Source organism: Mucilaginibacter sp. UR6-11, assembly GCF_020880695.1.
Lineage (GTDB): Bacteria > Bacteroidota > Bacteroidia > Sphingobacteriales > Sphingobacteriaceae > Mucilaginibacter.
In genome coordinates this window covers 120,372-133,477 of sequence record NZ_JAJIWO010000009.1, presented here as the reverse complement: position 1 = coordinate 133,477, position 13,106 = coordinate 120,372, and the positions used below count along the sequence as shown (strand labels likewise).

Genomic DNA, 13,106 nt, shown 5'->3' with positions numbered 1-13,106 from the left:
GTTTGTGAATAATTTAAACGATTATTAAGGCCCCATTCGATAAACCATTCCGGCTCGAACCGGAATGGTTTTTTTTGGGTATAACCTTCAGTTAGTAAAATTTGCTATATAACGGTCACCCTCCTTCCTTCTACTTTAAAATGAACAGCCTTTGTTTTCTCAAGCATTTTTAAAGCCTGACTTATATTCTTGTAGCGGGATATTTTGCCGTTGAATCCCTCGTCTGACGGATTCCCTTCAAAAACCACCTCGATATTATACCAGCGTGAAAGCTTACGCATTACACTACTGATTTTTTCATCATTAAAACGGAAATAGCCATATTTCCAGGCCACTGCTTCCTCCACATCCGCTTCAGCAACATTTAAGTTATTGCCTTTCAAAACAGCTTGCTGCCCTGGTTTAATGAACTTAAAACCATTTAATCCGGTTACTTTAACAGATCCTTCCAACAGCGTAGTCTTGGTTTCATTTTCATCTGCATAAGAGTTAATGTTGAAATGGGTACCCAACACCTCAACAAGCTGGTTATTGGACTGAACGCGGAAAGGTTTAGCGGCATTGTGTGCTACCTCAAAGTACGCCTCGCCGGTAATTTCTACCTTACGTTCGGCGCCGGTAAAAGCTGTTGGGTATTTTATGGAAGAGGCAGCATCTAACCAAACATTCGTCCCATCTGCTAAAGTTAAGTGGTATTGACCACCTATTGGGGTACTTACAGTATTATAAACTGAGGTTGATAGAGTCGCAGATTGCCCGCCTGCCTGTTTATAAACGATGTCGCCGTCAGCGGTCTTGGTTATCTCAGTGTTTCCCTGCAAAGCCAGTTGCCCATTTTTTGCACTTGTTAATACAATATGCTGCCCATTGGCTAAAGTCAAAATAGCTTTGTTGCCGCCCGGAGCAATATCATTCTTAATTTGTATTTGAGCAAATTGCTGCTGATCCTGTTTATCTATATAATACCCCCCAATTCCCAGAGCAAACAATATAGATGCCGCTACCGCTATCCGCGGCCATTTAGATGTGCGCTTTGGGCCGATATTCCCTCTTTTGACGATGAGGTTGTATAACCTGCGCTCTGCTTCCTCATGTGATTCATCCGAATTTATTTCAAGTACATCCTCAAAATCAGCATACCATTCCTCGAATTCTTTCTTTTCTAGATCGGTAATGGTTCCGTCCTGCCATTTTACGGCTATTAAGTTGATCCGTTCTGGTGGGTTTAACTCGTTCATGTATTACGCTTTTTATATATAGCCAAATTAAAACGGGAATACCCTACCATTTTTTGCAAATAATTTTTAAATTAGTTAAAAAAATAATGAAACCGGGAAAATCATGCCACGGAACCGCAGAATGAGTTAAATAAAAAAAATAAGAAGAGCGAAAAGTACCCGAAAACGCGTTTTTAGTATTTTAAGCGCATGGGTAATGTGTTTTTCAACGGCCTTTTCAGAGATTTGCAATTCTAACGCTATTTTTTTATTGGTCTCTCCCTTTTCACGGCTCATTCGAAATATTAACTGACATTTGGGCGGCAATGAACTAATGGTATGTTCCAGCTGCTTTTGAAGCATGTCAAAATCAAAACGCTCAAAAGCGTTTTTTTGCTGTCCGGCAAGTGTTTCTGCAAAAGCGTTATTTCGTTGACTTTCCCTGGCTCTTTTAGCCAACCGGTTAATCACTTCGAATTTAATCGCGACAGCAAAATAATTATCGAAACCTATTTTTAAATTAAAAGACTCCCGTCGTTTCCATAAGTTCAGGAAAATGTCCTGTACAGCCTCTTCCGCTTCCTCTATATCATTTAGGCGCCTTCCGGCAACAACCAAAAGTTTACCCCAATATTTTTGATAGATCACCTTAAACGCGGCATCATCACCAATCCTTAAAAGATCTGCTAATTCCCTGTCCGAAAGCCCGCTATAAGTGATCATAAAGTTATAACAAATATAACGATAAATTAACATTAAAGATAGCGACTGCATTTCAATGCCTGATATTGGTTGATGAAATTTAAACATTGCCATTCTTCCAATAATTTCGGCGACGGGTAATTACGGAAAATTCAGAAACTCACATCCCGGGATTAGGTTTCACTCATGTAAAACAAAGCATCAGACCATTACAGCAACTGATTAACTTCTTTATTTCACGTTTGCCTTGTCACATTTACACTTTGTTGTTAAGAAATAAACTAAACCTGGATTTATTTGTTAGCCGTTAAGGAAAATTAAGCCTGTAACGGATGAGCAAAGTATTTACAATAACCGACGGCCTGGAAAATATGGGCGCATTGCGAACGGGCGGACAGGGATCGGTATATAAAGGCCGCAGAATTGGGCCTATAATTACCGCGGTTAAGATCTTGCCTACGCCGATACATTCTGAAAGCGAGGAAGATAAAAACTATCGGAATTTTTTGAATGAGGTTGATAAACTAAAAAAAGTTAATGAAGTCCCCAATCCTAACGTAGTAAAAATATTAAACTCCGGTATTACCGAAAGCGGTTCGTTCCCTTTTATCGAGATGGAATTTATTGAAGGACCGGATCTGGGCGATTTACTGGCCCCTCCTAACGATAAAATATTCACACTTAAGGATGTTATTAAATTAGCCGATCAACTGGCTTGCGCCCTCGCTCACTGCCATAAAGTTGGTGTTAAGCATGGCGATATTAAAAGCAATAACATAAAGTTCAACATCCATTCGGGCAACTATGTTTTATTGGATTTTGGGTTGTCCATAATGTCTGATGAAGATCGCCGTAGCAGTATGCGACATGCCGGAGCTATTGAATTTATGGCTCCGGAACAAAATGAAGGTAAAATGCTGACACAAACTGATGTGTATAGCTATGGGGTTATTTTATTTGAGCTATTAGCCGGGGTTGTCCCCTTTCCGTTGGAAGATAACGGCGAAACCGCCCGGAACAATGTAATGTTAGCCCATATGGAGGCTAAGGTGCCGGATATTTTAAATCTGAGAAAGCAAAATCTTCCCACCGGCTGGTCAAAAAAACAGCGTGACCAGGAAATGAATGTGCCCCAATGGCTGTTAAAATTAACTTACAAATGCCTGGAAAAATCGCCGGACAACCGGTTTGCCAACGGCATGGAGCTGCACGAGGCTATTATCCAAAACAGCATTGCTGATATAAAATTTGAGGCTCCCGCCAAAATTGATAACGATACTATAAAAGAACAGGCCCGGGAGGTTGCTGATCCAGGAATTACAGGCGGATCAGCTGGAAGCAACAACATGATCCAAATGTCTAAGCCGGTATTTACCTGCCTTATACTATTACTGATGGGTTTTATGGGCTATACGGCTTATTTATTATTTAACAAACCAGCCGGGCAAACCGGAACAGCTATACACCCAGTCTCAGATAGTGTCAATACAGCAGATAGTATTGCCACAGTAAACAAAGCCCACGCCTTGTACCGCGAAAAAAAGCGGCTTACCGACTCCATTATGAAAGCTACGGTAAGAGAGGAATTGGAGAAGTCTAATAAAAAAAATCCGTATGAACCGGACAGCACAGTGGTAGATACTTCTGATACAGAACCAAAAAACTAGCAGTGACTGGAACAGCGGGCATATTTATTATAATGATTAGTTTAAAACATCTGCGGGGTTAGCGCTGTTAATAAATCTGATTTACACTACATTAAACTCGTATACTATTACATGGATCCTAAGACTTCTATCTGGCAACGCATTGGGCTACAGGACTGGTTTTTAACCAGCGAAAATACCGGCAGCTCAAAAAAACAACAATCACTTACGCCCGATGATGTTTACAATTACGTAATTGATAAGTTCAATGATTCTATCCGTCAGCTATCATTTGCCGACCGGGTAGTATTTTACCACGAGTATATTATTAGTTTTAATCCTGATGATTATCAGGAATTCATGAATAATAAACAGGGCATATTTGGCCTTATCGTAAACGAAACGGTAAAAAAATTCTATGAACAGTTAAAGCAGTACCGGGTTACAGGCAAAACAGTAGTGCCATCCAGCTCAAAATGGGTATTCCGTTTAGTATCTCATCCCGATTACGCACGTGGTGATATTGGGTTCATTGGCAAACTCTTACCGGGAACTGTAAAAAAGGAAGAAAATTTACGGGTGACTTTTATTCCGCGTCAAACAGGTATAGCGCAAACATTTGACGTGAGCCAAGATGTCTTGAAAGGATTTAACTATTACAGTGAGGGATATTATGAATTACCCTATATTGAAGACCTTGAATACGATGAAGAAGCGCCGGCCGATGATAGAAAGAAAAGTTTCGCGCGCTTTGAAACCGTATTACCTGAAAAGCAATTTGCCGGCAAAAAGGTTGAGTACATAATGAAGGACGACGAGATCGTGGTATCCGGCGACGAAGAAACACGGGAAGATTCGAACATTTTTAAAATACCAACCGAATGGGTAAATACCCCACACCTGCAAATCAGGTTCAACAAATCGGATGGAAAATTTTATTTGGCATCATTTGGCGAGCGCACCATTTTAAATGAAAATGAGGTGGAGAAAAGCGATATCAATTCCCCATCATGGGTAGAGCTTCCGGTAAACTCAAAAATATTGCTTAATGGTATTGTAGGTATTAATATCTTTAAATCATAAACCTATGTCACAGGTGCTATCGGCAGGCTTACTAGTTATTGTGGTTATATTATTAACTACCCATTTTTTAGATATCAAAAACTCAGGAAGAAACAATGGCTGATCAGTTTTACGGGCTAACAGATACCGGTAAGGAAAGAACCAATAATGAAGACACTTTTATTGCACAGGTGGGCGCCGGCAATAAGTTTGTTATTGCCTGTGTTATTGACGGGGTTGGCGGTTACTCGGGCGGCGAAGTTGCAGCAGCATTGGCCCGCGAAGCGATATTGCGACGACTGGACAAACCTACAGGCGAGATCATCCCTATAATGATCGATTGCTTTAACCTCGCGAACCAAAAAATTCTTGACGAAAAAAATCAGGTAAAAGAACACGATAGCATGGCTTGTGTTGCCACCCTTGCCCTGGCAGACATCGAACACAATCAATTTTATTACGCCCATGTGGGTGATACACGCTTGTATCTTTTACGCGATGCTTCCTTAATCAAAATATCCCATGACCAATCCTTTGTGGGATTTTTAGAAGAATCGGGCCGTGTAACCGAAGGAGAAGCTATGGCCCATCCAAAGCGTAACGAAATTAATAAAGCGCTGGGGTTTGAAGCCAACCTTGCCAGGGATAGCGATTATATTGAAACCGGGCAATCACCCTTTTTACCCGGCGATATGCTATTACTTTGCAGTGATGGTTTGACTGATATGATTGACAAAGCAGGGATCACTGCAATTATCACCACCGACAAATCTTTGAAAGACAAATGTAAGGACCTTATAAATGCGGCTAATCAACGTGGCGGTAAGGACAATATTACCGTAGTACTGGTTCAAAATAATAAGCAAACTTTAAAACACGATGCTACTATGCCAATGGCAGGTCAAAAAAAAAATGAGCAACCAAACATAGCTTCATCTCCGGCAAAACCAAAACCGCAAATAATACCCGAAACGCAGACAGCCCCTCTCCCGTCGAAAAACAACTTCCTGTTAAGTACGATATTAAGCTTTTTGGTGCTTTTGTTTTTAGGGACCACCATTTGGCAATACGTGCAGAATAAACATACCACGACTGTTGTCGCAACGGTAACACCTGATATCGTCAGGCCATTAAGCGCCGGGGAGATTAAATTGCAAACTGCCATAAATAGCCTAAAAGGGAATGTGCTTTTGCTTTCTGATTCTGTCTTTACTTCCCCTATACACATTAGCCGGGCCATCCAAATAAAAAAGGATACTTTATTTATTAAAACCCGGGGAAAAATTGAACTGCTTAGTGATACCGGATATACAGGTGCTGCATTTAACATTGATCAGCAATGTAAGTTGGTATTATTAGATAGTTTAAACATTAAAAATTTCAAAACAGCTATCGTCACATACAATAACGCCCTGCTTTTAAAAAATGTACGGTTTGACAATTGCGCTATTTCGGTTCAACATCTATTTGCTTTTGCTGACAACAAATATATCAACGGTGGCATCCAATCCTTTAAAGCAGACACCTTACCTGTAACGCATAAATAATGGATCAGGAAATTATAACGCCGGTTAACAGAACAAAAGAACGGTTATTCTTGTCGTTGATAGCATTGGTATTACTGTTGCTGTTTGGCCGCCTTTTTTATATAGAACAAAAGAACTTCACCGACGTGGCCAAACGCCTGCAGGACGGCACAATGGTAAATCTAAACGCCAAAAACCCGGCGAAGAATATCAGGACTTTACTCGAGCGTGGCTATTATTTTGATGATAAACGTGACGTCGACCTTATTGAAAAAATTATCGCAGAAAGAATAACCACCGGCAGCAAGTTTGAAAACATTGGTGAACTAAACAAAAAGAAGTACGACGTCAACGCCGATACCGCCATGAGTATGGGTGGCAAGTCGTTCCAGCAACGTGTTGTCGTATCACGCTCCTTACTGGGATATACCGGCGATGATTCATTACGGTTTGTACAGGAACGAACCAACCCTCCTGTTTTACCAGCCGTTACGGATGTCGGCTTAGCCGGTGGCTCAATATCCGGACAGGTATTAGCCAAAAAAGTGCCTGTTGCAGGAGTCTTATTACGGCTGCAACTAATATTGCCTCAGGACAGCACCTATAATGACGAAGAAACGGACCAGGTGATTACTAAAACCGAAAAAGGAACCGGCTTTAAGAGACAATATGTATTTGATGAACAAAAGCAGCGGCACCTGCAATCGCTGATAGCCTTTGCCCGGACAGACGAGCATGGCCGCTATACTTTTAAAAATCTGCCCGCGGGTAAAGCCTTTGAAGTTCTGCCGTTACAGCCGGGCTATCAGTTTGGCCGGTCAGCGGGTACCGAGAGTTTGGACGAAGACGAGACTTTTAACTTTAACCGGGCGCCACATACTATCAGGCTGTTATCGAATCGTGATTTTAACATCCTGAAAAAAGAAAAGTCATTTATAATACGCACGCCGGCAGAATTCAACTTGTGGTTTTTTGTCATAATCGGTTGTTTTTTTGGCTGCTTTACTGTAGCGCATTTACTTTTAAGCTGGAAGTTTAATACAGCCGATCAATTGATCCTGCCATTTATAATGGTCCTTACCGGCCTGTCTTTTCTTACGCTGCTAAGCCTGCAGGATCCTTTGCGTGATCGTTTTTTGGCTAAGGACTCCTTAGTTTACCTGGCGATGGGATTTGCTGCAATGGTGATTATGCTGTTGTTTAACCTGCGTCGTTTTACAGCCGATTCTACTTTGTATAGACTATTGATCTTTAAAAACAACCGTAAAGCGGGTAACGGTTGGCCATGGATCATTATCGCTATAAGCTTGTTGGCATTGACCATACGTTTTGGGTCGGGGCCCGAGGGTAGCGGCGTTAAGGTAAATCTGTTTGGCTTTCAGCCAAGCGAAATAGTAAAATATTTGGTGATCATTTTTTTAGCCGGCTTTTTTGCAGCCAATGAGCGCTTTATAAGTGAATATGCCAGCTTTAAAAAGCGGTTCTCCTTCTTTTCCTTTGCCGTTATAGCTATCGGTATCACGCTGTTTCTGTTTCTTATCCTTGGAGATCTGGGACCGGCAATGGTAATATGTTTTACGTTTATCATTTTGTTCTCGTTTTCGCGGGGCGATTTCTTGTTCATGGCCGGGTCTGTTATTTTTTATGTATTGGTTACCTGGATATTTAAGAGTGTCTGGCTTTCGGCATTGGCGACAGTTGTCATGCTGGTAGCGGTGACAGTATTCAAAAGAAAACAATTGAGCGAGTCGGCCATCATGGCGCTCATTATTATAGCCGGTTTTTTAACTATCGACAAAGTACCGCATCTCGACAAGCTGATACCCGGACCTGTACAAAGGCTGGTGGACAGAAAGGCTATATGGCAGGATGCCTGGGATAATGAAGTTTACGGCGGCGACCAGGTTGCCAATGGTCTTTGGGCCATGGCCAGTGGCGGCATTACCGGGCAGGGAGTTGGCGAGGGATTTGCCAAGACTATCCCCGAAGCCCATACCGACATGATTTTACCGTCTATCGGCGAAGAGTTTGGGTGGACGGGTATCGTATGTATATTCCTTATATTTTTACTATACCTCCACCGGTCCATTATAATTGGCAGGCAAACGGGCACGCCTTTCCTGTTTTATTTATGTGCCGGTATCGGTATTTGCACCTTTGTGCAATTTTTATTGATAGCCGGTGGTTCAACGGGGGCATTACCCCTATCAGGTGTCTCGCTTCCGTTTGAAAGCTATGGTGGTTCATCGCTGGTTGCCAACTTTTTAGCCGCCGGTTTTTTATTGTCGGCATCAAGGGTGAAAGGCACGGCTGTACAAATGAACTTTATTACCAAACAACAAGACAGGAACCTGGTGCCTGCATTGGCAGTAGCCTGTATCGGGATATTATTACTTACAGTAAACGTATCGCGCTATTTGTTTAACAATGCCAAATGGATAGTAAAGCCAGCATTGGTAGCAGACAAAAGCGGCGCACGCATGTTTAGTTATAACCCTCGCATTGCCGTATTAATGAATAAACTGCAGGCCGGTACTTTATATGACAGAGGGGGCCGTATACTGGCGACCAGTGATCCGAAGCTTATTCAAAAACAGCGACGGCTTTTAGATTCTTCGGGGATTCAGAGCTATAATCTTGATTCGGCTATGCATAAGCGGCTAACGCGTTATTATCCTTTTGAAGAGCAAACTTTTTTTTGGGTGGGCGATGCTAATAGCGGCGTGTTTAATGGCAGCACCAATGGTTATTTTGCCGAATATGAACATGCTGCAGAACTGCGTGGATTTAAGATGCCGGTTGCCAGCTATAATACCCACGCCAGCCGGTTTAAAGAGGACCGGTTTTTACCACGTGGCGTAAAGGAAATGTCTGTAAGTAAAAAAGATTACAGCGCATTGGTTCCATTGCTTATAGCCGGAATTAACAGCACTGAAGTGGCTGAATTTAAAAACCGGAACCGGGATGTACAGCTAACCGTAGATGCCGATCTGCAAACAAAAATACAGAAATCCATCGCGACAGATACCTCGTTATACGATAACCGGGTTTCTGTAGTAATTATGCAACCGTCAACCGGTGACGTCCTTGCATCGGCTGTATATCCATTACCACCTGTGCACAACTGGGATCAGTTAACGATGCCGTTAAATGAGCAAAATAAGCTATCGCAATGGCTAACAACCAGCGACCTTGGCTTTACTTATGCTACGCAACCCGGATCGACAGCCAAAGTACTTACAACAATGGCATCTTTCAACAAGCTGGGTTTAGCTGCTGCCAATAAAAAGTTTAATGTAGCCAGCTGGGAACGTATTCGTACCAAAGGAATAGAACCCGACGAAACCGGTGTGATCACTTTGGAAAGAGCGGTAGCTAAATCAAACAATGTGTACTTTATTAAGTTAGCTAATCAGGAACAACTGCAGGAAGATATGGCTACTTTGTATTTAAAGACCGGGATGTTTTTGCATGGAGTAGGCGGGTACTTTTATGGAAAGCAGCCTGACAATGCTGTACAGGAAGAAAAATGGCGCGAGCTTTGGCGTAAAACAGAATTTAACACTAAACCGCGATACGATCCTAATAATATACGCCGTACGCGTGCCAAAGGCATCTCAGGCATGGCGTGGGGCCAGGGCGAATTGATAGCCACCCCGGCTGCCGTTGCCAGATTAGTATCCGGTGTGGCCAACCATGGGGATCTTGTAGCTAATCGTTTTGTGTTAAGGGTAAGTGGCACGGAGCAACCGGTTAAAGGCAGTATTAAATTGGCTAATGATCCGCAATATACCGCGCTGATAACCAAATATATGATAGAGCAAAGCGCGCCAAAGGCGCCTATATTAGGCTTAAGCGTAGCGGGTAAAACCGGAACGCCTGAGCGTATCTGGAAGAAGAATGGCATTAACGATGGGTGGTACGTGTTTTTTGCGCCAATGGCCAGAGGCGGGGGTAATATTGTGGTATGTATCAGGATAGAATCAACCAAGGGATCTGCAGATGCGGTACACCTGGCAGGCAGGCATGTTATCCCATTCCTTATAAAAAAGGGATATATCAAGAGTATAGTACCTGCTAAAGAAGAAAATATAAACACTGCCGGTAAAGAGCAAAGTGATGATCTGCCTGTTAAAGGACCGGACACAGCGACATCAAATTAAAATTAACAGAGAATGTTCAAAATATTCAGCCAAAGTAACGATGGTCCTAACGATGTAAAAGGCGTGCGTGACGCCTTGTTACGGGGCATAAAAGAAAATTTGCAAAAATCGGAAGGAGGGGAAGGACGCAACATTAGAGGGATTAATCTTTTTATAGATACAAGCGGTACGGACAAGCATATGTACGAAGCGGCGGTGTACCAGGATGAACCCGATAAATTCAAAGATGAGGTACAACGGATCGCCGACGATTTTGATATCGGCCTTCCCGACTCGTGGGTGTTAGAAGTTAATTTTAACGAGCCATTTCCGGCAGAAGCCGTTAAACTTGATGATATCAGTGCGGCCATATTTATCCGCACCAGGGACCATGTTATCCAACGCTCCGGATCTGCTTATATCAGGGTATTAAACGGTGAAGCAGAAAAAGCGGTTTATCATATTAAATCTGACGATGGCAAGCTAAACATCGGGCGCGAAAAAAAAGCACAGGTAGAAGGTGGTTTCTTCAGAACTAACCACATTGCTTTTCCGGGTGATATTAACAATGATCATAACAAGTATGTTAGCAGGCAGCACGCACATATCGAGTGGAACAATGAAAAGGGCTGTTTTATGCTTTTTGCCGACGAAGGCGGTATCCCGCCGGGAAATAAAGTAAAAATACGTTCGGCAGCTATGGATAGCCTGGTGAAACTGCATTCGAGCCAAATAGGACACCAGTTAGCAGAGGGAGACCAGATAATTTTGGGCGAAACAGCCGTAATAGAATTTAGTTATAAAAAGGGTAAGTAAGATAATGAGCAAGGTGTTTACGATAATGGATGGGCTAGAGAACATGGGGGCGTTACGCACTGGTGGGCAGGGCTCTGTGTATAAAGGCCGGCGCATTGGCCCTATTTTAAGCGCAGTAAAACTTTTACCTACACCTATCGCCAATGAAAGCCTTGACGATAAAAACTACCGGAATTTCATCAATGAAGTAGAAAAGCTAAAAAAGGTTAATGAAGTTGCCAATCCTAATGTCGTTAAAATATTAAGCTCGGGTATTACCGAAAGCGGCTCGTTGCCATTCATCGAAATGGAATTTATAGAAGGCCCGGACCTGGCCGAATTGCTTGCCGAGCCGCACGAAAAAATATTCACCATTAAAGAAACTATAAAACTGGCCGATCAATTAGCCGGCGCGCTAGCACATTGCCATAAAGTAGGTGTTAAACATGGTGACATTAAAAGCAATAACGTTAAATTTAATGTGCACACCGGAAACTATGTTTTGCTGGATTTTGGCTTATCGATCATGTCAGACGAGGAGCGTCGCAGCAGTATGCGCCACGCAGGCGCTATAGAGTTTATGGCACCGGAACAGAACGAAGGTAAAATGCTGTTCCAGACGGATATCTATGGTTATGGTGTAGTACTTTATGAATTACTGGCCGGTACGGTCCCTTTTCCACTGCAGGATAATGGCGAAACAGCGCGTAATACGGTAATGATTTCACACATGGAGGCGCCCGTTCCTGATCTGTTGGCGAAAAGGCAACAAAATTTACCCCCAACCTGGAGCGACGCGCAAAAAGAGCACGAGTTGCAGGTACCGGTCTGGCTTTTAAATATTATTTATAAATGCCTTGAAAAATTACCTGAGAACCGATTTGCTAATGGCATGGATCTGCAGGAGGCCATTGTGCGGAACAGCGTTTCAGCAGGGAATACAGATAATAATATTGTAGTATTAAAGACGGAAAATGAAATACTGCAAACGCAGCTATTACAACTGCAGGAAGCAGCGAAAATCAACCAAAAATTAACTATCCCTGTAGCCAGGCCGCTGTTTAATGGCGCAATTGCCGTTATAGCTATACTGGCTTGTTTAAGTATTTATGGCCTTTTTTCTAAAAAAGTAGTTTATCAACCCGCCCCGCAGGACACTGCATCATATGTTCCGTTTATATTTCGCTATAAACCTGTCCCGACTGCTGTAGCCATTACTTATACAAAAGACAGTGTAGCAAAAGCACGTAAATTGAAAGCAAGGACTGCCGTTATCAATAAAAGCAAGCACCGCCGGAAAAAATTTCTGGGTATTTTTTAGCCGGCCGCTTTAACAGCCCTGCTATTAATATCTGTGAGAGATTTATTTCACGCGTTCCAAATATTCTCCGGTACGGGTATCTACTTTTACTTTATCGCCCTGATTCACAAAAAGCGGCACTTTTATTTCAACGCCATTCTCGGTGGTCGCATATTTAAGCGCGCCTGACGAAGTATCACCTTTAACAGCAGGCTCGGCATAAGTAATCTCTAATTCTACGAAATTGGGCGCCTGTGCCATGATAGGCTCTTCACTTTCAAATGAAACGATCACGTTCATTCCCTCTTTTAGAAATTTAACAGACGGACCGAACAGCGCTTTTGGAATATTAAACTGATCAAACGTGGTATTATTCATGATCACCATAAAATCACCCTCTTCATAAAGGTATTGGAAATCATTAGTCTCTACCCGGCAAATCTCAACCTGCTCGTCAGTAGCTAACCGGGCCTCAACAATTTTCCCGGTTTTTATATTACGAAACTTATCTAAATAAAAAGCCCCTCCTTTACCTGGTGTACGATGTAAAACTTCAGTAACGGTTACCAGTTCGCCGTTATAACGTAATATATTTCCTACTTTAATTTCAGATGCCTTTGCCATGAATATCCTTTAATTTTGAGCCCAAAGATATATTAAGTTATGATAACTCCGCTTGCCGGCAATAATAATAAAACCAGCCCCGGGAACAAAAC

At 42.4% G+C, this 13,106-nt stretch carries 9 protein-coding genes; 6 read left to right on the top strand and 3 right to left on the bottom strand.

The window, feature by feature from the left end; translation table 11 throughout:
- Window positions 1–104: 104 nt before the first annotated feature.
- Together LJ658_RS18070 and LJ658_RS18065 are read right to left on the bottom strand one after the other, a co-directional pair.
- Window positions 105–1,238 carry a FecR family protein gene (locus tag LJ658_RS18070; protein WP_230547952.1) on the bottom strand — a complete coding sequence of 378 codons (1,134 nt, stop codon included), beginning with the start codon at window positions 1,236–1,238 and terminating at the stop codon, window positions 105–107.
- A gap of 126 nt (window positions 1,239–1,364) precedes the next feature.
- A complete protein-coding gene (locus tag LJ658_RS18065) occupies window positions 1,365–1,940 on the bottom strand; it encodes an RNA polymerase sigma-70 factor (protein WP_230547951.1) in 576 nt (191 codons plus the stop codon).
- 311 nt (window positions 1,941–2,251) lie between these two features.
- Here LJ658_RS18065 and LJ658_RS18060 point away from each other — a divergent pair, with 311 nt between their 5' ends.
- From LJ658_RS18060 to LJ658_RS18035, 6 genes are all read left to right on the top strand, one after another.
- A complete protein-coding gene (locus tag LJ658_RS18060) occupies window positions 2,252–3,586 on the top strand; it encodes a serine/threonine-protein kinase (RefSeq protein ID WP_230547950.1) in 1,335 nt (444 codons plus the stop codon).
- Between the two features lie 111 nt (window positions 3,587–3,697).
- Window positions 3,698–4,648 carry a hypothetical protein gene (locus LJ658_RS18055; protein ID WP_230547949.1) on the top strand — a complete coding sequence of 317 codons (951 nt, stop codon included), beginning with the start codon at window positions 3,698–3,700 and terminating at the stop codon, window positions 4,646–4,648.
- A 95-nt stretch (window positions 4,649–4,743) separates the two neighbouring features.
- Window positions 4,744–6,174 (top strand): PP2C family serine/threonine-protein phosphatase, encoded by a 1,431-nt coding sequence (locus LJ658_RS18050; RefSeq protein ID WP_230547948.1) that lies wholly within the window; start codon window positions 4,744–4,746, stop codon window positions 6,172–6,174.
- Window positions 6,174–10,316 (top strand): FtsW/RodA/SpoVE family cell cycle protein, encoded by a 4,143-nt coding sequence (locus LJ658_RS18045; RefSeq protein WP_230547947.1) that lies wholly within the window; start codon window positions 6,174–6,176, stop codon window positions 10,314–10,316. The genes LJ658_RS18050 and LJ658_RS18045 overlap by 1 nt, the downstream gene beginning before the upstream one ends.
- A 12-nt stretch (window positions 10,317–10,328) precedes the next feature.
- The gene (locus tag LJ658_RS18040; protein ID WP_230547946.1) at window positions 10,329–11,111 is read left to right on the top strand and encodes an FHA domain-containing protein; all 783 of its coding nucleotides are present in this window, start codon (window positions 10,329–10,331) and stop codon (window positions 11,109–11,111) included.
- Window positions 11,112–11,115: 4 nt separating this feature from the next.
- Complete coding sequence (locus tag LJ658_RS18035; protein WP_230547945.1) at window positions 11,116–12,411, top strand: serine/threonine-protein kinase; 1,296 nt, start codon at window positions 11,116–11,118, stop codon at window positions 12,409–12,411.
- Window positions 12,412–12,453: 42 nt separating this feature from the next.
- On the opposite strand, the gene efp is transcribed toward LJ658_RS18035, so the two are convergent.
- A complete protein-coding gene (gene efp / locus LJ658_RS18030) occupies window positions 12,454–13,014 on the bottom strand; it encodes an elongation factor P (RefSeq protein ID WP_230547944.1) in 561 nt (186 codons plus the stop codon).
- Window positions 13,015–13,106 lie beyond the last annotated feature (92 nt).